The 22552-nt window shown below is 67.6% G+C and carries 16 protein-coding genes; 10 read left to right on the top strand and 6 right to left on the bottom strand.

What is annotated here, in order from left to right; translation table 11 throughout:
* Both KA248_05890 and KA248_05885 read right to left on the bottom strand, forming a co-directional pair.
* A partial coding sequence (locus KA248_05890) for a LamG domain-containing protein (GenBank protein MBP7829429.1) occupies positions 1-1513 on the bottom strand: 1513 nt, incomplete at its 3' end.
* 489 nt (positions 1514-2002) lie between these two features.
* Entirely contained in the window at positions 2003-3466 is a 1464-nt protein-coding gene (locus tag KA248_05885; GenBank protein MBP7829428.1) for a DUF2851 family protein, read from the bottom strand.
* A gap of 3356 nt (positions 3467-6822) precedes the next feature.
* Here KA248_05885 and KA248_05880 point away from each other — a divergent pair.
* The 4 genes from KA248_05880 to KA248_05865 all read left to right on the top strand — a co-directional run bounded on the left by KA248_05880 (position 6823) and on the right by KA248_05865 (position 10243).
* Positions 6823-8250 (top strand): class I SAM-dependent rRNA methyltransferase, encoded by a 1428-nt coding sequence (locus tag KA248_05880; GenBank protein MBP7829427.1) that lies wholly within the window; start codon positions 6823-6825, stop codon positions 8248-8250.
* Between the two features lie 152 nt (positions 8251-8402).
* A complete protein-coding gene (locus KA248_05875; GenBank protein MBP7829426.1) occupies positions 8403-8621 on the top strand; it encodes a hypothetical protein in 219 nt (72 codons plus the stop codon).
* 110 nt (positions 8622-8731) lie between these two features.
* Positions 8732-9826, top strand: coding sequence for an aspartate carbamoyltransferase (gene pyrB / locus KA248_05870; GenBank protein MBP7829425.1), 1095 nt, complete (start codon positions 8732-8734; stop codon positions 9824-9826).
* A 9-nt stretch (positions 9827-9835) separates the two neighbouring features.
* Positions 9836-10243: a peptide chain release factor-like protein gene (locus tag KA248_05865; GenBank protein MBP7829424.1), complete on the top strand. Its 408-nt coding sequence runs from the start codon at positions 9836-9838 to the stop codon at positions 10241-10243.
* Between the two features lie 144 nt (positions 10244-10387).
* On the opposite strand, the gene KA248_05860 is transcribed toward KA248_05865, so the two are convergent.
* The 4 genes from KA248_05860 to KA248_05845 form a co-directional block, all read right to left on the bottom strand.
* The gene (locus KA248_05860) at positions 10388-10873 is read right to left on the bottom strand and encodes a phosphatidylglycerophosphatase A (GenBank protein ID MBP7829423.1); all 486 of its coding nucleotides are present in this window, start codon (positions 10871-10873) and stop codon (positions 10388-10390) included.
* Positions 10870-12468: a hypothetical protein gene (locus KA248_05855; protein MBP7829422.1), complete on the bottom strand. Its 1599-nt coding sequence runs from the start codon at positions 12466-12468 to the stop codon at positions 10870-10872. Before KA248_05855 ends, KA248_05860 begins: the two co-directional genes overlap by 4 nt.
* Positions 12465-13379 carry a dihydroorotate dehydrogenase gene (locus KA248_05850; GenBank protein MBP7829421.1) on the bottom strand — a complete coding sequence of 305 codons (915 nt, stop codon included), beginning with the start codon at positions 13377-13379 and terminating at the stop codon, positions 12465-12467. The genes KA248_05855 and KA248_05850 overlap by 4 nt, the downstream gene beginning before the upstream one ends.
* 73 nt (positions 13380-13452) lie before the next feature.
* Positions 13453-14232, bottom strand: coding sequence for a dihydroorotate dehydrogenase electron transfer subunit (locus tag KA248_05845; GenBank protein ID MBP7829420.1), 780 nt, complete (start codon positions 14230-14232; stop codon positions 13453-13455).
* Positions 14233-14487: 255 nt separating this feature from the next.
* Between KA248_05845 and hemW the strand changes: the two genes are divergently transcribed.
* From hemW to KA248_05815, 6 genes are read left to right on the top strand one after another with little or no spacing between them, the layout of a single operon-like run.
* Entirely contained in the window at positions 14488-15582 is a 1095-nt protein-coding gene (gene hemW / locus KA248_05840; GenBank protein MBP7829419.1) for a radical SAM family heme chaperone HemW, read from the top strand.
* Positions 15583-15616: 34 nt separating this feature from the next.
* Complete coding sequence (gene amrS, locus KA248_05835) at positions 15617-16597, top strand: AmmeMemoRadiSam system radical SAM enzyme (GenBank protein MBP7829418.1); 981 nt, start codon at positions 15617-15619, stop codon at positions 16595-16597.
* Entirely contained in the window at positions 16588-16782 is a 195-nt protein-coding gene (locus tag KA248_05830; protein MBP7829417.1) for a hypothetical protein, read from the top strand. The genes amrS and KA248_05830 overlap by 10 nt, the downstream gene beginning before the upstream one ends.
* Positions 16783-16823: 41 nt before the next feature.
* Positions 16824-18362, top strand: a complete 1539-nt coding sequence (amrB, locus tag KA248_05825) for an AmmeMemoRadiSam system protein B (protein MBP7829416.1) — start codon at positions 16824-16826, stop codon at positions 18360-18362.
* Positions 18359-22132 carry a 4Fe-4S binding protein gene (locus tag KA248_05820; GenBank protein MBP7829415.1) on the top strand — a complete coding sequence of 1258 codons (3774 nt, stop codon included), beginning with the start codon at positions 18359-18361 and terminating at the stop codon, positions 22130-22132. Before amrB ends, KA248_05820 begins: the two co-directional genes overlap by 4 nt.
* Before the next feature lie 38 nt (positions 22133-22170).
* Positions 22171-22461 carry a hypothetical protein gene (locus tag KA248_05815; GenBank protein ID MBP7829414.1) on the top strand — a complete coding sequence of 97 codons (291 nt, stop codon included), beginning with the start codon at positions 22171-22173 and terminating at the stop codon, positions 22459-22461.
* The last annotated feature ends 91 nt before the right edge of the window (positions 22462-22552 follow it).

The raw sequence follows: 22552 nt of genomic DNA, 5'->3' as shown, positions 1-22552 counted from the left end.
CGTCGGGCAGGCCGTCGGCGTCCGTGTCGGCGGAGAGGGGATTGGTGCCGTGCACGATGACTTCCTGGTAGTCGGAGAGCGTGTCGTCGTCGGAGTCCGCGTCGCGCGGATCGGTGCCGGCCTGGTACTCCTGCAGGTTGGTCAGCCCGTCCAGGTCCGGGTCGTCCGCCGCGTCGTCCGACTGGGGATCCATCCCATGAGCCAGCTCCCATCCGTCGGGCAGGCCGTCGGCGTCCGTGTCGGAGACGATGGGGCTGGTGCCGTGCACGAGGAGTTCGTCATAGTCCGAAAGCCCGTCCTCGTCCGAGTCGGCATCCTGTGGATCGGTTTCCAGGTCGAACTCCACGCCATTGATCAGCCCGTCCTCGTCCGCATCGCCGATCCATTCGTTGACCTGGCCGAGCTGGTTGGATTCAAGGGCCGTCCTGAAGAACCGGACATCGTCGATCTTGCCTTTCCAGTAGGAATCCGGCTGGTTGACGTGCCCGCAGCCTATGAACAGTTCGGTGTTGTTCACGGCATCGAACGGGGAAAGGACCGAGCCGGCCAATCGCCCGTTAACAAACAGGCGGCAGGTGGTTCCATCGTGAGTCAAGGCGAGGTTCACCCACTGATTGTCCATGTCCGGGCTCCAGGAGGCCATGGACACGCCCGGGGTCGGGCTGTTGCTGGAGCCGGCCAGGCCGCGGAGGCTGTTCAGGTCGGACTGGTAACGAAGAAGGTATCCCGGCCAGCGGGATCCCGAGAACCACTGGCCGTCCGATAGGATCGTGGGATAGGGCTCCGCGCTGTCGGTCTCCCGCCATACCGTGGCCATGACGGTGAACGGGGCGCCCGTGATGATGGAGCCCGCCGACTGATCCACGGAGACGTAGTCGTTGACCCCGTCGAACCACAAGGCCTTCCCCCCCAGTCCATCCACCCAATTGCTGGCCACCATGAACCGCAAGACGCCGGTCCACGAAGTGACCCGCGTCTTGCCCGGGACGATGCCGACGTCTCCCTCGTCGAAGGGCAGGCGGACGATCAGGCCTTGTTCGACGCCGCCGTCGGAAAGCGGGTTGAACTCGTGAATGATTTCCCATCCGTCGGTGAGCCCATCCGAATCGGTGTCCCGGTTGTGGGGATCGGTGCGGGCCAGGTATTCCCCGAGATTCGGGAGGTCATCGTTGTCGGGATCCGCGGCCGCGTCGTTCACGAGAGGGTTCAGTTCGTGTTCGGCCTCCCAGCCGTCCGGCATGCCGTCTTCGTCCGTATCCGGGTTCCCGGGATTCGTGCCGATGGCTTTCTCCTGCAGCGCGGACAGTTCGTCGCCGTCGGCGTCCGCCCCCGCGTCATCCGGATTCAATGGATCCAGCACGGCCGCGTGGCTCAATTCGTACAGGTCATCGAGTCCGTCGCTGTCGCTGTCCAGCGGCGTCGAGCGGGCAATCTCATCCACCCGGACGAACAGCAGCGGCAGGTTCGGCAGCTCCAGCGCGATGGATTGCGAGGTGTTGGTGCCCAGTGCCATGTCGATCACCGGCCAGGATAAACCGGTTAGCGAGGTGGACATCATGGCTCGATAGTAAGCGTCGGTCTTCGCCGGGAAGCCTACTTCGAACTGTTGGTTGCGAAGGAGGAAACTCGTCAGGTCCAGATCGGATGACCGGCTCGGGGCGGCATGGAAAAGCAACGCACAGACCACCCATCGGCTGAACCTGAAAGGTGCCTTCCGAACGTGCCCCCGCGTTGTTTTTTTCCGGTTCATCGCGCACGAAAGTGCCTCAACTCACCATCCTTCCCTTTTACTGAAGCATATTCCAAGCCACTCACATCCCGGCCTCCGCGCGATAGCCAGGCTTTGAACTCCTACATGCAACAGCACGTTACTCATTGTCATATAATGTATTACACATAAAATGCGTTTTCGTTAATGCATGCCTTCCGATGTCTCTGTTGTCGCTTTCTTAATAGTGAGACCGCAAATGCGCGAAGAGATGTGTATTTGTTGACAATTCGATCATGAATTTCCAAGGAAAGCTGGGAAATTACACGTGGCGCAGCGGGAACGGTCATTGAGGCAGTAGTCGTGAAAAATCTGGATGAGGCCCTGCTGGCGCAGGCCATCGCGAAGATAGGATGGCGGATAGTCGGGGCCGAAGAGCGAGTGTGCGGTCTGGTTCACCACCTGGTTTCCCGATTCGACCGGAAGCCGGCGCAGCAGGCCGCGTTCGAAGGCCTGCGGCATTTCGCAGGCAGCCAGGAACGGAACAACGATGTTGTTGACCATCGCCCTGGCCAGCGATTCGCCGACCAGCGCCGCGGGCTGGGCCTGACGCCGCCCGCCCCAGGTCAGGTGACGATCCCAGTAGCCGTTGGAAATCACCTGCAGATTCTCGATGATGCGGTCGATGCACTCCTCCGGGAAACGCTCGGCCAGTTCGATCCATTCGTCCGCCAGGCCGGGCCGGTGTGTGAACAGGCAGGCCGCCGCCATCAGTCTCCGCTCCGGCCGGTTGGCCGGCCGCAGACCCGCCAGGCGCCAACTGCTCCGCGGCAGGATGACGCCTTCCCAGCGGGCGCGCGGCTTCCACCATCGATCCCACGCTTCGCGGATGAAAGTCCGCGTCTCCGCGTCCCACTGGCGTGACGGCTGGTCCGGAAGCAGGCCGGCCACGCCGGCGAGCACGGCGTAGGCGGTCAGGACCTCGGGCCCCGCCGCCTCGCGCAAGGCGTCGACCGGCACGCGCTCCGCGAGTCCTCGAAAGGCGCCCTTGTTGTGCTTGTACCCCAGCGCGGCGAGCGCCTCCTCGTACAGGGCCTGCTCGCGGCCTTTCTCGTGGATCGCGGCGGCCAGGCGTTCGGCCTTGCGGCGCAACCGCTCCTCTCCCGCCGATTCCAGCAGGGCGATTTTCCGGTCGGCGTCCCACTCGCGCAGCACGAGCGAGCAGGGGGCCGGCGTCGCGCGCGCGGCGTAGGGGTAGGCCGTCAGGTCCAGGACCTCGAAGCTGAACTGCGGCTGCGCGGCGAGTGCATTTTTCAGCGAAACCTGGATGATTCCGGCGGGCAGGTCGCGCCCGTTCAGCGCGCCGGGAAAATACGTCAGGTGGACGCGCACCCGGTGATAGCGCGGGTCGTCCGCGTGGCCGTGCTGCAGCCAATCGCGCGGGTGGACGTGCACCTCCACGTCGCCGGCGAGGCGCCGGCCGCCGACGCGCAGCCGGGCGCCGAGGAAGTCCGGGCCGGCTTCGAGATTCCAGACGCCGGGGTCTTCCACGTCGACGTTTTCGCCGGCCGCCGTCCGCAGGCCGGGCGGGCGAAGCGCGGGATCGTACCAGACGCACTGCAGGTGGCGTTCGGTCCAGGGGAAATCGCGGCGCCGGCCCTCGGGCTCGCGGAGGCAAAGCCGTTCCTTCGTGGGCGGCGTCGGATAGGCGGCCGCCCGGGGAAAGAACTGGCCGTGACTCTGGACGCCATAGGCCATGGCTTGACCCTACGCGAGAAGGCGCGGGGCTTCAAGCCGGCAGGTTGCCCGCTTTACCGGCGGCCCACCGGGTTGTATGTTTTTTAGCATGGAGACGATGTGCAAGCCGTACATCATTCTGGCGGCCGGGATTCTGCTGTCCGGGGCCGGTCGGGCCGGCGCGGCCCTCGGGAACTCGTGGCATATTCCCGCCAACGCGGAGCCGCCCACGGTGACCATGCGCAACCCCTTGAGCCCGGGCTACTCCGCGGCTGTGACGATCTACAACGGCACCTATAAGGGTGCCCCCTGGGGCAGCGAAAACAACCAGACCGGCGGCTGGCTGGTCTATCGCAAGAGCGGCGCCGGCTGGTCTTCCTCCGTCCTGCAGTGGGACGTGGACGGCCCGTCCGGCTATCCGAACAACCAGTACTGGCGGGCTTCGATTCCGGCCGGGACCTTCGCCGCCGGCGACGTGATCCAGTATTACCTCAAGATCACTTACTCCGACCGTGACGACACGTACCTCTACAACAACAACGCGAAGACCGGCGTCGAGGCCACCGCGCAGGGCGATCCGGTTTCCTTCCTCATGACGCCCGGCACGCCCGTGCTGACGGTCAACGGCCTGAACGCCAATTACACCACGAGCAAGTTTTTCGTCGACGAGGCCGCGGGCGAAACCCAGCGCGTGACGGTCGTCTTCACGGTGCCCTCCGGCGTGACGTCCGCCGCCGTTGAGGTCTTCAGCAACCTGGACCGCCGGGACTGGTGCGAGGCGGATATCAATTCCGACGGCGTGCCCGACGGCATCCGGCCGCCGGACGCGAACGTGATCACAACCAACGACACGGGCGCCTACTTCCGGGCCTGGCCCATGACCGCCGTCGGCGCCAACCAGTATGTCTGGACGGGCACGGTCAGCCGGACCGGCGCGTACCGTCTGACCGCACGCTACCGCCTCGTCGGCGCGGCGGCGACGAACTGGTGGTGGTACACGGACGGCGACCGCCGGGACCATGCCATCGTCATCTCCCCCCGCAAGGCGCTCGATCTGCGGATGTACGAGCTGAACGCCTTGACCGTGGAGGCCACGTGGAACAGCGAGGCCGGGCGCAGCACGTTCGCGGACCTGTTGAGCGCGGCGCAGGGCGACACGGACGGCTTCGACCGGTTCAACCTGGAATACCTCGACACGGTCGGCGCCAACTGCCTCTGGTTCCAGCCGATCCACCCGAACGCGATCGAGCGGGGCGACGGGCTCACGCCGGGCAGCCCGTACTCCACGCGCGACTACTTTGCCGTGTCGAAGTGGTTCGGCGCCGACGGCACGGAGGCCGGCGCGCTGGCCGAGTTCACGAACTTCGTGGGCCGGGCGGACGCCCACACCGGCGCGACGGGGCGGGTCCACGTCATGCTCGACGGGGTGTTCAACCACACCTCGTGGGATGCCGAGGTGGGTCAGGGGGCCGTGGATCTCGGGTTCGCCGCCGGTCCCGACGCGCGCATGGGCAGCACCCAGCCGGGCTGGTACTCGCTGCTCACGGATTACGGCCTGCCGGCGACCTACTATACCAACGCGGGCACCAACGACTTCGCCACCGCGCCCGACCGGGGCGATTTCGGCAAGTGGTTCGACACGGCCGACCTCTTCTTCGGCCGGTACTCCGCGCTCGTTCGACACAATCCCGAGAATAACAGCGACTACAACAGCGAGAGCGACTGGATGGACTTCGCCGGCTTGACCTCCGCCAACATTCAGCTCTGGAAGCTCTTCGCCTATTATCCCGAGTACTGGATCCGGAAAACCGGCCACCCCGGGACCAACACGTACGACGCGGCGACGGACGACAAGGGCATCGACGGCCTGCGCTGCGATTTCGGCCAGGGCCTGCCGCCCCAGTGCTGGGAGTACATCATCAACCGCACGCGCAAGTTCAAATGGAATTTCATCTTCATGGCCGAAACGCTCGACGGCGGCAACCCCGGCTACCGCTCGAACCGGCACTTCGACATCCTCAACGAGAACCTGGTCTTCCAGTTCACCCAGTCGCACATCAACGACTCGTGGGACGTGCGGAGCGCCATCGAGAACCGGCGCACCTCGTACGGGCAGGGGCTGGTCCTGCTGAACCTGACCAGCCACGACGAGGTCCTGCCGGACAACGACGGCTGGCTCGTCGCCACGCGCTACGGGGCGCTCTCGACCGTGGACGGCGTGCCGATGCTCTTCTACGGCCAGGAGCAGGGCATCCAGAATTACAACGCCTCCGACCCGGGCGGCACGTGGTACTACGACGGGTTCCGCGAGGACCACGAGGAAAACTTCGGCAAGTACATCCCGCATTTCAAGAAATGGAACCAGCTCACCGTGTGGTCGAACCCGCCGCCGAACAGCGGCGGCCTCGCGGAGTGGTACGGCAAGGTCAACCGCGCGCGCCGGTTGAGCCCCGCCCTGCGCAGCCACAACCGCTACTTCCTCTCCAAGGTCGGCGGCGGCGACGAGGCCCGCATCCTGGCCGTGGCCAAGTACCAGGCCGCCAACGCGCCGCCATCCACCTCCGATGTGGTCCTCGCCTTTTCGCTGCTGCTCCGGCATGGAGAGGCGCACACCGGGGCCAGCGCCACGTACAACCTGCAGCCCGCGTGGGCCCTGCTGGGCCTGGATACCGGCAAGACTTACAACGTGCGCAACCTGGCCTCGAACAACCCGGACCAGGTGCTGACGAGCGGGTGGCCGCGGACGGGCGCATCCCTCTTAAACGACGGCATTTGGGTGAACCTGCCCGCCGATACGGGCGGGGCCATCACCGACGATGGAGCCCTCGTTCAGTACCTCAAACTGGAGGAGGTCTCCACCAACGCGGCGCCTTCCATCAGCCTGCCGGGTCCGCACTGGCTGGCCGTCGGGGCGGCGACCAATTTCAGCGTGACGGCCTCCGATGGCAACGGCAACGCGGTGACCCTGACCAACACCGTGAAGCCGTCCGGCGCGGCGTTCACGGCGGGCGTGTTCGCGTGGACCGCGCTGCCGGCCGAACTGGCCGGGACCACGCAGGCCGTGGTCTTCGTCGCCGACGACGGGCAGGGCGCGACGAACAGCATCGTGACCAACGCCACGCAGATCGTCGTGCCGTTCGATTCCGACGACGACGGCATGCCGGACGACTGGGAGTGGAACAGCTTCGCCTCGCTGACCAATCCGCCGGCCGGCGACTGGGACGGCGACGAGTTGAGCAACCTGGACGAGTACATCGCCGGCACGCTGCCGACGGACGAAGGCTCTCTCTTCGCGGTGGACTCGCCGGCCGCCGGGACAGCGGGCGCGATCCAGATTCCCATTCATACCGTGCCGGGACGGAAATACACCATTTACTATGTGGACGTCCTGGGTGACGAGTGGCTCGCCTTTGGCAATCCCGCCCAGGGGATTGGCACGTGGACGGAAACCGGGCCTTCGCCTTCGGTCTTCGTGTTCGTGGACGACGGGTCCGCGGACACCACGGGATTCCTGCCGGCCGGCGGCCCGCGCTTCTACCGGATCAAGGTCGAAAAGCCCTGATTGCGCGCCGCCGGGTTCTCGCTATGATGGGCGCGTGGGCGATCCGCTGCCAGAGCCGGTCACCGTCCGCCTGAAACCGGGCCGCGAAAAGCCCGTGCGGCGCGGGCATCCCTGGATTTTTTCCGGGGCTGTGGATTCCATTCAGGGCCGTGCGGCGCCCGGCAGCGTGGCGGAGGTTCACGCCCACGACGGCGCCTGGCTGGCGCGGGGGTTGTTGAATCCCGGCGCGATGCTGCAAGTACGCATCTACACGAGGGATGCGTCACAAGCCATCGATGCCGACTTCTTCCGGGCGCGGCTCGATGCCGCGCTCGCGATGCGCGAGCGGTTGTTCGGTGCTGCGGACGATCGGACCAATGCCTGGCGCATGGTGTTTTCGGAGTCGGATGGGCTCTCGGGCCTGATCGTCGACCGCTACGCCGAGGTCCTGTCCGTGCAGGTGGGCGCCGCCGCGCTGGCGCCGCACCTGCCGCCCCTGCTCGAGTACCTGGCCGGGCGGACGGGGCTGGCCCTGCATGTGCGGATCGAGCCGGATGCCGTCGCGCGCGAGCATCTGGATCTCGGGGGGCTGGTGTCGCCGCGCCCGCCCGCGGCGGAACGGGTGGTGATCCGGGAGAACGGCTTGGCGTTTGCCGTGGACGTCGCGGGCGGACAGAAGACCGGCTTCTTCCTCGACCAGCGGGAGAACCGGTTGCGGGTGGCGGCCTATGCGCGGGGGCGGCGGGTCTTGAGCGCCTATTGCTACACCGGAGCTTTCGAAGTGTATGCGGCGGCGGCCGGGGCTTCCGCGATCGTCGGGCTGGACCGCTCCGCGCCGGCGCTGGAACTGGCCCGCGAGCAGCATCGGCTCAACGGGACGACCGTGCCCGTCGAATACCGGGAGGCGGACGTGCCCGAGGCCCTGCGCCGCTACCGGGATGCCGGCGAGCGGTTCGACCTCATCATTCTCGACCCGCCGCGCTTCGTGGCGAGCCAGGCCCAACTGGAAAAAGGCCTGCGCGCGTACAAGGACATCAACCTGCTCGCGCTCAAGCTCCTGTCGCCGGGCGGTGTCCTGGCGACCTTCTCCTGTTCCGGCCTCGTCTCCATGGAAGCGTTTCGCACGATGCTGGGCTGGGCGGAAGCGGACTCCGGCCGGCGTGTCCGGATCAACGAGCGCCTGTCGCAGCCCGCCGACCATCCAGGTCTGACTCACTTCGCGGAAAGCGAGTATTTGAAGGGATTTATTTGCTATGCCGAGTGAAATCCGAAGTTGTAATACGTTTATATAGAATGAATAGCAATGTCCCCGCCCGATAATGCCGGCGCAGGTTTCCCCTGAATCTCCGGGATATTGACAAAATTCAATAAAAGATTAACATTTAGCCGGTTGATGCTATGCCAACGGAGCCGGCAATGAGCAGAAGCGCTTCAAGAGTTGTACCGGACTGCTCGGCTGACCAATGGGTCCGCAACACCCGCCTTTTCCGCCGATGGGAGTGCATCAAGCAGGAAATCCAGCTCCACAAGTGGTACGAGAGCGAGAAAGCCGGCCACGATATCGGGTGGGAGCGGGCGAGCGTGGACTGGATGATCCGGTTCGGGCATCACCACCCTGAAGATTCCATCCCCTGACGCCTTCGTCTCCCGGCGTCGCTCCCGCGGTTTCCGTCTTTTCTTTCTTTCTTCCGCCGGGTACTGTCGCGGCTTGACCGTGGCATCGTGAAGCCGGCGCGGAGGTGGGCATGGGCAAGCTGTACCGGGACAATCCGCTGAAGAAAATAGCCTGGGAGGCCTTCCATCCCCTCGATCCGTCGGAGAAGGGGCCGTATTTCCTGCGCGACGGCCGGCCGTATCACGCCCTGATCGCCCAGCAATTCACGCGTCCGCTGCTGGACGGGTTGTGCGACCTGGCCACCCAGGTGCGCCGCATCGCCAAGACCCGCGGCGGGGTGCTGTTCCTCCAGGACCTGCTCTGCGAGAAGCGCGCGATGCTCTACTTCGCCCAGCCTTCGACCCGCACGTTCCTGTCCTTTTACGCGGCCTGCCAGTTGCTCGGCCTCAACCCGGCCGAGGTCCGCGACACGACGACCTCGAGCGAGATCAAGGGCGAGTCGCCCGAGGATTCGATCCGCACGTTCAGCTCGTTCTTCGACATCATCATCATGCGCCACCCGGCGGGCGGCTTCGCGGAGCGCATCGCCTGGCTGCTCTCCAACACCGACCGGCCGGTTCCCGTCATCAACGCCGGTTCGGGCAAGGATCAGCACCCGACCCAGGCCCTGCTGGACATCTACACGCTCCAGCGCAGCTTCGAGAACCGGGGAGGGATCGAGCAGAAGAAGATCGCGTTCGTCGGCGATCTTGCGCGCGGGCGGACCGTGCGGTCGCTGGCCTGGCTGCTGACCCTGTACCCGGGCGTAAAGCAGTACTTTGTGGCGCCGCCCTCCCTCCAGATCGGCCCGGATATCCTGGCGGAGCTGGACCGGGCGGGCATGGCGTACGAGTTGTCCTCCGACCTGCAGGCCGTGATCCCCGAGGTGGACGCGATCTACATGACGCGCATCCAGGACGAGTGGGACACGGCGCACGAGAGCCGGGATCTGGACACCAGCCGGTTCCATTTCCGCGTGGCCGACCTGGCCCGGCTCCGGCCCGAGGCCGTGATCATGCACCCGCTGCCGCGCCGACGGGAGATCGAGCCCGGCGTGGATTCCGATCCCCGCGCGGTCTACTGGCGCCAGGTCCGCAACGGCATGTGGATCCGCGCCGCGCTGATCCTGACCATCTTCGAGCGCGAGCGCGAAATCGACCGCTATTACCAGGACCTGACCAGCTGAACCCTCCCCATGCTCTCCAAGCCCAAATCCGACCAACTGTCCCTGCGCATGGCGAAGCTGGGCGTGCGCGAGAGCGATCTGGACGAACAGTTCATCCGCGGCTCGGGACCGGGCGGACAGAAGATCAACAAGACCAGCTCGACCGTGTGGTTGCGGCACCGGCCGAGCGGCATCGAGATCAAGTGCGGGCGGGAACGTTCGCAGGCGTTGAACCGGTACCTGGCCCGCCGGGAACTCTGCGACCGCCTGGAGGAAAAAATCCTGGGCGCGAAAAGCGCGCGGCAGCAGGCCATCGAGAAGATCCGCCGCCAGAAGCGCCGCCGCTCCCGCCGCCAGAAGGAGCGGATGCTGGCGGACAAGCGGCATCACTCGGCGATCAAGCAAGCCCGCTCTGCCCGCGGGTTTTCCGGTGACTGATACCAAATCTGGGTGAAGGCGGGTAGATTTCGGGCTCGCAGGAGCTCGCCCCTCCATGATTCCTGCCACTGGAGGGCGGAGCTCTGCGACGCCGTTCGTACCGCCTCTCACCCGTACCTGGTATGAATCCGCTCGCCGCAGGCATCAGGAAAGCCAGCGGCTAAGAACGTAATAGGCCGCGTGGTTGGCTGCCAGGCTGTACAGCGCGGCAAAGACATCGTCGATGACAATCCCGAGCCCGCCGCGCAGCCGCTGCAACTGGTTCGCGGGCGGGAGCTTGACGATGTCGAAGAACCGGTTGCTGCAGAACGCGATCGGCAGGATCCACCACGTGCTCCACGAGACCGGCAGGCCGATCATCGAGATCGGGAAGGTCAGGTATTCGTCCGCCACGATGCAGTGCGGGTCTTTTTTGCCGAAGTGCCGTTCCGCGACGTCGCAGATCGGGATCGCGACGAGCGACAAACCCAGCGACAAAAGGGCCTGGCGCGGCCAAGGCAAGGCGGGGTAGAGCAGGATCACGATCAGGACGCCCCAGACCGAGCCGACGGTGCCCGGCGCGAAGGGGCTGTAGCCCAGCCCGAGGCCCGTGGCCAGCGAGACACCGATCCGGTTCCAGAGGGTCCTCATGGCGCCCTGCCCAGTTTGTAGCTGATTTCCATGCGCGTGCCGTCCGAGCGCATCCAGAACCGCGCCCGGTTCAACGGGACGAGCGAATCGATCCATGCCTTGGCTTCGTTCAGCTTCTGCCGCGTCTCCTGCGAGCCGGAGGGATCCTCGAAGAGCAGCTTCAGGGAATAGGTTGAAATGGCGGTGCGCAGGGTCTTGGCGGCGCGCGCGAGGTCGAGCCAGAGATAGGCCGGCGCGGGTTCCGCGGCCAGGTCGCCGGCCCAGGCGACCGCCGCGGGCCGGTTGGTGGGCAGGCCGTCGAACCGCTCGGCCAGCCGCCCCAGGCCCTCGGAGTTGCTCGCGAGCAGCAGCCAGCCGCCGCGCAGCAGGTAGGCGGGGCACTCGGCGGGCGGCAGGCTGGAGAGGAAGTTGGTGGACGTGCCCTCGACGATCGTCATGCGGCCGCGGCCCGCGGAAACCTCGCGCGGGACCAGCCCCCAGCGGTAGCGGGCATTCAGGCGGTCGAACGCCTCGCGCAGCCAGGCCGCCGCCCGCGCTTCGTCGCCCACCGGGATCCCGGTCACGAGCGTCGGCAGCTTGATGCCCTTCAGCCGGCCGCTGTACTCGTCGCCGACCAGGCCGACCGCGATGACGCCGGCCTTTTCAAGGCGGATGACCTCCGCCAGCAGCCGGAGCCAGGCCGCCCGGTTCGGCTGCTCCATGTACGGCAGGGCCAGTGCGGGGGAGAGCAGCGCCACCCCTTGCGGCAGGTCGCCCAGCAGGCGGTCCAGTCCCGCGGTCTTCAACTGGGGCGCGCGCGAAAATTCCACCGCGAACGGATCGCGGCCGGTGACCAGTCCGCGCAGTTGTCCCGACTGCAACTCGCTCCATTCGTACGTCACCGGCCCGACCGGTGAGGTGACGGCGGCGTCCCAGGCCTCCGGGTTCACCCACCCCCGGTCGGGGGCTCGCGGATCCCGGCACCAGATGCCCGTGCGCCCCGGGAATTCCGGGCGCCGGTCGAGCGACGGCTGCACCCCGTCCAGGGCGTCCAGCACCTCGTTCAGCAGGCGCGGATCCTTGGAAAAGACGCCGATGCCCATGCCCTCGACCAGGGCGAAGGTCAGCTTCGGCTCGCCCTCTTTCTCGGTGTCGAGCGTCCAGGACGGCCAGCCGCGGTAGGGCGGATGGGGCGTCAGTTCCTTGATCTTCGCCCAGTGCAGGTTCCACCGCAGACGCTGGCTTTTGGCGCCCAGCCAGGTAACGATCAGCCAGGCCGGTTCGCCCGGGTTGCCCAGCGAGGGCACGAAGGCGACCAGCGCCTCGTCCGCGGCCAGCAGGTCCAGCCACTGGCGCGTCGCGGGATCCTCCGACAGGGATTGCAGGTCCTCGGGCTCGACGCCGAGCGCCAGGAACAGGGTTTGGATCAGCGGGTTGCGATGCACCTCGTCCCACCGTCCCGACAGATCGCGGTGCACGCTGACAAACGCGGTCTGCGCCGGCAGCGCCCGGTACATGTGTTCCGGCCGGTAGGGCGTGTACAGCACCCACCACGCGGCGGCGCCCAGCGCCGCCGCGAGCAGGAGCCAGAAAAGCAGGGGTCGTCTGCGAATCATGCGCGCCATCCTCCTGTCAGGTCCTTCATGCATTCCAGCCCGTGCCGCGCCAGGTACGCGCCGATCCCTTCGGCGATCTCGATCGCGGCCGCCGGGTTCAGAAACGTGGCCGTGCCCACCGCCACCGCCGCCGCGCCGGCCAGCAGGAACTCGAGCGCATCCGCCGCGCCCGCGATGCCGCCGATGCCGATCACCGGTATCTTCACCGCGCGCGCCGCCTCCCAGACCATCTTCAGCGCAATGGGCTTGATCGCCGGGCCGGACAGGCCCCCCGTCACGTTCCCCAACTTCGGGCGGCGCGTCTCGATGTCGATCGCCATCGCCGGGATCGAGTTGATCAGCGAGATCGCGTCCGCGCCGCACTCCTCCGCGGCCTTCGCGAACAGCGCGATGCGGGAAATATCCGGGGCCAGCTTGACGATCAGGGGCCGGCGCGTCTTCGCGCGCACCGCCGAGACCACGCGGCGGAACAGCGCCGGGTCGGCGCCGAAGAGGCCGCTCCCTTCCTTGATGTTCGGGCAGGACACGTTCACCTCGAGGCCCGCGATGCCCTCCGCGCCGTCGAAGCCCGCCGCGACGTCCTCGTACTCCTCGACCGTGCGGCCCCAGATGTTCACGATCACCGGCACCTCGTGCCGCCGCAGGAAGGGCAGGTCGTCGCGAAGGAAGCCTTCGATCCCCGGGTTCTGCAGGCCGATCGCGTTGATCAGGCCGCCGACGGTCTCCGCCGTGCGCATCGGCCGGTTGCCCGACACCGGTTTCGGCGAGATGCCTTTCACCACGATCGCGCCGAGGCGGTCCAGGTCCACGAGTTCCGCGTACTCCGGCCCGTACCCGAACGTCCCCGACGCGACCATCACCGGATTCTTCATCCGGATCCCGCCGATATTCACCGATAAATCAATACTCATGCAATTTCCTGTAGGGGCGTCGCTTGCGACGCCCGCCCATTGCGATGCCCGCGGGCGCCGACAAGCGGCGCCCCTACGGTTCCTCCCAAACAATCTCCCGGCTCTCGAACACCGGCCCCTCGCGGCACACCCGCTGCCAGGTCCAGCCGCCGTCCGGTGTCCGGATCTTTTGCACGCAGGTCAGGCACGCGCCGACGCCGCAACCCATGTGCCGGTCCAGCGACAGCCAGGCTTTCCATCCGCCCGCCATCGCCCGTTCGCCGATGGCCTGCAGCATGCCCATCGGCCCGCAGGCGAACCCTTCGACGCCCTCGGGCGGCGGATTCTTCATCCAGGCGTCCAGCGGACCCGTCACCAGCCCGCGTTCCCCGAGGCTTCCGTCCTCGGTGGCGATCACGACGTCCCATCCGAGCGCCCTGAACTCGTCCACACAGAGGATGTCCTCCGCCGTCTTGCCGCCGAAAAACGCGACGCCCGGCTGCGGCAGCGCCCAGGCCAGCAGGTGGAGCGCGGCCATGCCGTAGCCGCCCGCGATCAGCACCGGCGTCCGGCCGCCCGCGTCGACGGGAAAACCGCGGCCGAGCGGGCCAATCAGGCTGATCGTCTCGCCCGGCGCCGCGCTTTTCAGCACGGCCGTGCCGTGTCCGGCGTCCTTGTAAAGGATGGCCAGCGCGCCGTCGCGGGTGTCGAAAACGCTGAACGGGCGGCGCAGGACCGCCGCCTCGAGGTGGGGCACGCGCAGGTGCACGAACTGGCCCGGGCGCACCTCCGGCGCGATGCCGGGCGCCCGCAGCACCAGCCGCTTGTAACCGCCCTGGATGTCGCCATGTTCCAGGATTTGGGCGTTTTCCATCCGCATAGCCCGGCCAGTGTGATGGGTTTCCGGCGAGGGGTCAAACCCGAAGACAGGAACCGCGGATTTTCCAGACATTGGAAAAATGCGGCGGGAGTTTTCCAATGTTTGGAAAAAATAGGGTGCAAGTTTTCCAAACATTGGAAAAAATGGCGGAAATTTTTCCAGTCATTGAAAAAATGGAGGCGTCGCGCCCCCGCGGCGCAAAATGCAATCCGCGGGCCGGGGGCGGCCCGCCTCCAAGGCGAGAACATTATGCCCGGCCTCTACATTCACGTTCCGTTCTGCGCCCGGAAATGCGCGTACTGCGACTTCTATTCCGTGCCCCTCGGCGGTCCGGCGGCGGAGGAGTACCTGCGGGCGCTGGAGCGGGAGTGCGCCGGGCTGCCCGAGGGCTTCGCGCCGGAGACGGTGTTCATCGGCGGCGGGACGCCGACCGTATTGTCCGTCGCCGAACTCGGGCGCCTGTTCGAAACGCTTGCCGGCGCCCTGGATTTGAGCCGCGTGACCGAGTGGACCTGCGAGGCCAATCCCGGCACGCTGGACGCGGAGAAGATCCGGACGCTGCGGCGCGCCGGGGTCAACCGGGTGTCGCTCGGCGTGCAGTCGTTCGAAGATGGAATCCTGAAGTTTCTGGGGCGCCTTCATACCGCGCGGCAGGCCGAGGAGAGCGTGCGCCTGTTGCGCGCGGAAGGATTCGACAACCTGGGGCTGGACCTGATGTTCGCCGTGCCGGGCGGCGTGATCGAGCGCGACCTGGAGCGGGCGCTCGCGCTCGGTCCGGAACACCTGTCGGTGTACGGCCTGACGTTTGAGGACGGCACCCCGCTGGCGCGGCGGCGCGACGCGGGGGAGGTTGCGGAAATCGATGACGGCGAACAACTTCGCCAGTACCGGGTCGTCCGCGAGACGCTGAAGGGCGCGGGCTTTCACCACTATGAAATATCCAACTACGCGCGGCCCGGGCATGAGTGCCGGCACAACCTGCTGTACTGGGGGCCGGGCGAATACCTCGGGCTCGGCCCGGCGGCGCATTCGCACTGGGCGGGGCGGCGCTGGGCGAACGCGCGCCGCGTGGAGGACTGGGCCGCCGGCGCGCCGCGCGAGTTCGAGGAGGCGTTGGAGCCGGCGGCGCGGGCGCGAGAGGCGCTGGTCTTCGGCCTGCGCCGGCTCGACGGCGTGGAGCGTGCAGCGTTTCGCCGGGAGACCGGCTTCGACTACCACGCGCTGCGGGGCGGGGAGATCGCCTGGCTCGCGCGGCTGGGCATGCTGGAGGAAGAAGATGACCGGCTGCGCCTGACGGAAAAAGGGCTGGCCGTCAGCGACGCCGTCTTCGCCGAGCTGGTTTGACACGTCCGGCGCTCGGGCGGACAATGAACGCAGGATGAGCGGCGGTCTGATCCAGTGCGAACTCTGCCCGAAGGGCTGCGTCATCGGGCCCGGCCAGAGCGGGGATTGCCGCATCCGCGTGAACCTGGACGGGAAGCTCTGCGCGGTGACGTACGGATTCCCCGCGTCCGTCCACGTGGACCCGATGGAGAAAAAGCCGCTGTTCCATTTCCTGCCGGGCACGGGCATCCTGTCCCTGGCGACCGTCGGTTGCAACCTGCACTGCAAGAACTGCCAGAACTGGGAAATCTCGCAGCGCAATCCCGAGGAAGTCGAGGCCGCGCCCCTGCCGCCGGAAGGCATCCCCCCGCTCGCGCGGCGCACCCACTGCCTCTCGGTGGCCTACACCTATACCGATCCCGCCGCGTACTACGAGTACGCGCTGGACAGTTGCCGCCTCTGTCGCGAGGCGGGCCTGCGTAACGTGCTCGTGACCGCGGGGTACATCAACCCGGAGCCGATGCGCGAGCTGTGCCGCTACGTGGACGCCGCGAACATCGACCTCAAGGCGATGTCGGACAGTTTTTACCGGACCGTCTGCGACGGCACGCTGCCGCCCGTGCTCGACGCGCTCGTGCTGGCCAAGTCGCTCGGCGTGGAGGTCGAGGTCACCAACCTGATCATCCCGACGCTCAACGACAGCGACGCGGACCTGGTCCCGCTGGCGCGCTGGGTGAAGGAGAATCTCGGCCCGGAAACGCCGCTGCATTTCTCGCGGTTCTTCCCGCACTACCAGATGCGGCACCTGCCGCCGACGCCGGAGGACACCCTCGTGCGGGCCCGCGAGCTGGCCCGGGCGGAAGGCCTGAAGCACGTGTACGTCGGCAATCTGCCGACCCGGGACGGCGAGACCACGTTCTGTCCCGGCTGCGGGGCCGCGCTGATCCGGCGCGACCGGTACGTGATCCTCTCGAACCGCCTGCGCGACGGGCGTTGTCCCGATTGCGGGCGGGAGGTATACGGCGTATGGAAATAAGGCGGCGCCGATTCCTCCAGGTGATGCTGGCCGCGACCGCCGCGCTGGCGGCCGTCGGCTTAGGCCTGCTTCGCCGCGCGTCGCCCGTGCGCGTGGTCCGGGCCTGGCGCGCGCGGCGCTACCCGGGCCCCCTGCGCGCGCTGGACGAATCTCGCGTCCGGCAACCCGGCCCCTGGGCGGGTTGATCATCGCCCTCGGATTTGTTAACTTTTCGAAGGGAGTACACATGTCGCTGCTTGGACGAGGCCGCGTCGCGGTGTTGCTGATCCTGGCCCTCGGCACCGCCTCGTGCGGTCGGGCCGAGACGACGAATTCCGCGCCGGACAAGCGCATAGTGCCCACCCACCTGGCCGGCTCGTGGTTCACGGCGGACCCGGCCGCGCTTTCGCGCGAATTGCAGGATTACATGGACCGGGCCGATGCGCCCATCCTGGACAACGTGATGGCGCTGATCCAGCCGCACGCGGGCTACCGTTTCTCCGGTCCGGCTGCCGGGTTCGGCGCGCGGCAGATCGCCGGCCGGCCGTACACGCGCGTCGTGGTGATGGGACCCAGTCACCGCGTGCCCATGCGCAACCTGGTCGCGATGCCCGACGCCACGCATTTCTCCACGCCGCTGGGCGAGGTGCCGCTGGACCTGGATTTCATGAAGGCGCTGGGCGCGTCGCCCTATTTCCGCGTCATCCCGGAAGCCCACGCCGGCGAGCACAGCGCCCAGATCCAGGTGCCGTTCCTGCAGAAGGCGCTGGCCGGGTTCCAGTTGGTTCCCCTGGTAGTCGGCCAACTCGACGAACCTGCGATTCGCGGCGCGGCGGAAGCGCTTCGGGCCTTGGTGGACGAGCACACGCTGGTGATCGCCAGCACGGATTTCACCCATTACGGGCCGAACTACGGATACCTCCCGTTCCGCGACAACGTGGAGCTGAATCTTGAAAAACTCGACATGGGCGCGGTGGACCTGATCCGGATGAAAGACGTCGCCGGTTTCCGCGCCTACTGCGAAGAGACCGGCGCGACGATCTGCGGCCGGGACCCGGTCGCCATTCTGCTGGCCCTGCTGCCGGCGCAGGCCGAGGCGCACCTGCTGAAGTATGACACCTCCGGCCGGGTCACCGGCGATTTCGGAAATTCGGTGAGCTACGTCAGCCTGGCCTTCACCGGCCGCTGGAAAAAGGAGGAACCCATGCCCAAGCCCGCGTCCGAATTTACGCTGACGGCCGATGACCAGCAGGCGTTGCTCAAGCTGGCTCGCGGCACGATCCAGCATTACCTGGAGCGCGGCCGTCCGCCGAAGCCCGAGGAGCTGGGGCTCGTCGTCAGCTCCAACATGCAGCAGGTGGCCGGCGCCTTCGTCACGCTCCACAAGCGCGGCGACCTGCGCGGGTGCATCGGCGAGATCGTGCCCCGCCGGCCGGTCTACCAGGCGATCATCGAGCAGGCGGTCAACGCCGCCGTGAACGACTACCGGTTCAATCCCGTGACCGCCGACGAGCTGCCCGGCCTGCACGTCGAGATCTCCGTGCTGACCCCGCCGGCGGACGTGAAGTCCTGGCGCGACATCGTGATCGGACGGCACGGCATGATCCTGTCCAAGGGCGGTCGTTCGGCGGTGTTCCTGCCGCAGGTCGCGCCGGAGCAGGGGTGGGGGATCGAGGAGACGCTGACCCATCTCTCCATGAAGGCCGGCCTGCCTCCGGACGCCTGGCGCGAGGGCGCGAGTTACAAGGTGTTCGAGGCGGTCGTGTTCGGCGAGGAAAAGATGTGAACGGTGGCGTGCGCGGAGGGAATCGGCTGGCCGTGGTCTTCAGCCTCGGCTTCTTCGCCCTCGCCGCGCAGTCGCTCCTTTTCCGCGAGTTCTTCTCCGTGTTCGAGGGGAATGAACTCGGCATGGGTGTGTTCTTCAGCTCGTGGCTCCTGTGGGCGGGCGCCGGGGCGCTCGCGGCGCGGGCGGGCGGCCGGCGGCCGCGTCTGACCGCGGTGTTCGAGTGGCTCCCGCTGCTCTACATCCCGGCGTACCTTGCCCAGTGGCACCTGGTGCGCCACGCGCGGGCGCTGGCCGGCGTCGAACCCTACGAGCTGTTCCCCCTCGCGAAGATGCTGCCCGCGGCCATGGCGGCGAATGCGCCGGTGAGCTTCGTCACCGGGCTGCTCTTCACGCTCGCGTGCGCCTGGCTCGCGGACGCGGGCGGGCTGCCGCCGGCCCGGGTCTACTTCTTCGAGGCGCTCGGCGGCGCGGCGGGCGGCGTCGCCGTCACGGCGGCGCTGGCGGCGGGCTGGTCTTCGGAAACGGTCTTCCTCGCGGCAGCCCTGCTGCCGGCCGCGGCGCCGCTGGCGGGACGGAGGCGGGCGGCGCTTCTCCCGCTCCTGCTGCTCGCGGCCGCCCTCGCGTGGCGGGCGGACCGGGCCTGGCGGCAGCGAAGCGACCGAGCGATGTGGTCGCGCATGCTCCCCGCCGATTCGTTTCGCGGCCGGTTCGTCACCCCGCAAGCGACCTACCTCTGCGGCGAATACGCCGGGCAGTTCGTCGTCCGCGCCTGGGAGTCCGTGGTCGAGAGCATCCCGGACGAGGAGCACGCCGGCGAGATCGCCGCGCTGGGCCTGGCCCAGGCGCCGGCCGCGAGACGCATCCTGGTGGTGGGCGGCGGATACTCGCTCTGCGAACGGTTCCTGCAATTGGAGCAGGTCGAATCGGTGACCTGGCTGCATCCCGACCCGGACTATCCCACCCGGCTGCTCGGCGTCCTGCCGCAGGAGTACCATGGCCGGGATGCCCGGCTGCGGATGCCCGCGGCCGACCCGCGCCGATTCCTCGAGGGCGACGAGGCCCGCTACGACCTGGCGGTGCTGAACCTGCCTGACACGACAACGCTCTCGCTAAACCGGTACGGCACGCGGGAGTTCTACCGGCGGCTCCGCGACCGGCTCGATCCGGCGGCCGGCGTGGCGGCGATTCGCTTTTCCGGCGGGGAGAATTACCTCGGCGGCGAACTGGTCAACCTGGGCGCCTCGGTGCTGGCCACGGTCGAGTCGGTATTTCCGACGAACGCCCTGCAGCCCGGCGGCGAGAGCTGGTTGTTCGCCTCCGTCGGGGCCGAACTCGTGGATTCGCCCGCGGCCGCCCGGGATCGGCTTGCGTCCATTCCCGGGGTCGGGAAGGTGTGCCTCCCCGAACGGCTGCTGTCGGCGTTTCCCGCGGACCGGATCGAGTTCCAACGGGCCGCCTACCGGCAGGCCGCGGAGCGCGCGCCGCCGGGCTGGCTGCTGAACACCGACGCGCGGCCCCGGGCGCTGCTGTTCGCCCTGCTCGTGGCCGGACTGCAAGGCGGCCTGGCGCGGGATACAGCCGCGGCGGTCCGCGCGCTGTCGGTCATGGGGCCGTGGCTGCTCCTGCTGCCGTGGCTGTTGTACGGCGCGCTTCGATTCGCCTACCGGCTGCGGGGAAGGCCCGTGGCGGCTTCATCGGCCTTCGACGCCGGCTTCCTCGTGTTCTCGGCAGGCCTGGCCGGGATGTCGTTCAGCCTGGTCCTGCTGTTCCTTTACCAGTCCGCCTTCGGGTCGATCTACCTCCAACTCGGGTTGCTCTCCGCGTTGTTCATGCTCGGGCTGTTCGCGGGGGGATGGACCGTCGAGCGCGTGCTCGTGCGGCTGGCTCGAGAGCCCGCCGGCCTGCTGCCCCTGGCGGTCGCGCTGCACGCCGGGCTGATCGCCTGCGCGGGGTCCGTCGCGGGCCGGCTCGCTTTTTCCGCCTTGTTCTTTCTCGCGGGTTTCTTCGGCGGACTCTACGTCCCGCTCGCGGTCTTCCGGCTGAAGCGCGCGGGGCGCGGCGATGCCACGGCCGGCGCGGCCGTGGAATGGCTGGACACGCTGGGCGGCTCGGCGGGCGGCCTGCTGCTCGGCCTCCTGATCCTGCCGCTGTACGGCCTGGCCGCCGCGCTGTCGGCAACCGCCTTGGCGCTGGCCGCCAACGTGCCGGCCCATTTCCTCAAGGTCCGCGGTCCCTCGCCGGGCGATGCGGCGGATCGCTGGGCGCGGCGGCTGGGATATCTCCTGGCGGGCGCGGCCGCCTTCGCGCTGTTCGTGTCATGGACATGGGAGAGGACGCGGCGGGTCGAGCCCGGCGTCCTGCTGCGCGAGGCGGCCGGTATCCTCGCTCCGGGCCAGCCCCTGCTTGTCAATGAGGCCCGGCTCGCGGATGGGCGAACGGTGTCCTATCTGGAGGCGGAGGGCGGAGGCTTCCTGTTCACCACCGACCAACTGGCGCCGCAGGTCTCCGGATATGGCGGACCGATCACGATGGGCGTGCTGGTGGACGCAAAGGGTGCGCTGCGGGCCGCGCGGATTCTCCGCGCGCGGGAAACGCCCCAATACCAGAAGGCAACGGAAGCGTGGCTCGGGTCCCTGCGCGGCCGGAACCTGTTCGACATGACCTCTCTCCGGGACGTGGATGGTGTGAGCGGCGCGACCCTGACCTCGACGGCGGTCCTGGAGACGCTGCGCGCCGCGGGTTGCCTGTTTTCGCAGCAGGTGCTCAAGATGTCGCCGTCCGAAGCGGAGCGGAGTCTCCGCCGATTTCCGTTCGACAAGCAGGCTGCCGTCTTTCTCGGCCTCGCCGTCACGGCCCTCGTGTTGCGACGCCGCCCCCGGCCATGGTTCCGCCGCCTTTTCCTGCTGCTCGTGGCGGTCTGGCTGGGCTGGCGCTGGAACATGCAGTACTCGGCCGCGCATGTCCTTGCGGCGATCGCGGGCGCCTGGCCGGCGGCCGGCGTGACGATCCCGTTCCTGCTCGCCGCCGGCGTACCGGCGCTGGTCGCGGCTTTCGGCAACATCTACTGCGGCTGGCTGTGTCCGTTCGGCGCGCTGCAGGAATTGGCGGGCGAGTTGCGGCCCCGGGCGTGGAAATTCGATCCCGAGAAGCCCGCCTGGCGATACGCGCGGTGGCTGAAATACGGGCTGCTCTTTATCCTCGTGCTCGGTTATGCCCTGCGCCGCGATCTCGGCCTGGCGGATTGGGATCCGCTGAGCGCCGTCTTCAGCCCGTTGCGAAGCCCGGCGGTTCTCACCCTGGGCGTGACGGTCCTGGTCCTGTCCGTGGCGTATCGCCGGTTCTGGTGCCGCCATCTCTGCCCGGCCGGCGCCTTCCTGGCCCTGCTCAACGGACTGAAGCTCACCTTCCGCTGGTGGCCGCCCGTCCGGCCCGGCTGCTGCGACTACGGGGTCCGGCATGTCCGCGAACTGGATTGCATCCTGTGCGACCGGTGCCGGATGCGTACGTTATCACGTACGTATTCGTTTCCGGGACTGCGCGCGGCGATGCTGTTCGCCGTGCTGGCCGGGTTCCTGCTGTACTTCGTTCCCCGGCTTCGTCCGCGCGCGGAGGAGCCTGAAGCCGCCGCGCCCGTCGCGGCGCCCTCCGTGGCGACACACCGCGCCCGCGACGTGGACATGCCGCGGCTGCGCGCGCTCCTGGATCGAGGCCTTCTCTCCACGAACGAGGCGCTCTACTATCGCCGTGTGGAAGCCGGCGGCGCCGAGTAAGCTGCACAACCTGCGCAAGGCGGGGTATCCATGCGGGCATGCGCAATATCCAACGCTTCCGGACGTGGATCGCGGGACTCGTGGTTTTCGTCGGCGTGGCGGGCCACTCCGCACCCGGTGTCACGATTAATCACACCAACGGCTCCACGGCCACGAACGCCGCGCTGTCCATCATGGCCAAGGTGGGCCAATTGCGCTGGTTCTTCACCCATGCGTCCGTCGGCGGCAACATCATCACCGGGATGAACGTCCTCCATGGGACCGATACCAATCGCTATCGTCTCACCGTCTACGAGACTGTCGGACTGAAACTTTACTGCTTGTTGTAGCCGCAGGAGATCTCTGGTCGATTCATGTCATCCGCTATGCAGCTATGTCCGGCCTGTGGAGTGCCATAGGACCGAGTTGTGGCCAGATCAT

Source organism: Kiritimatiellia bacterium (genome assembly GCA_018001225.1).
Taxonomy (GTDB): Bacteria; Verrucomicrobiota; Kiritimatiellia; order CAIQIC01; family JAGNIJ01; genus JAGNIJ01.
This window is presented reverse-complemented; position numbering and strand designations above follow the sequence as displayed.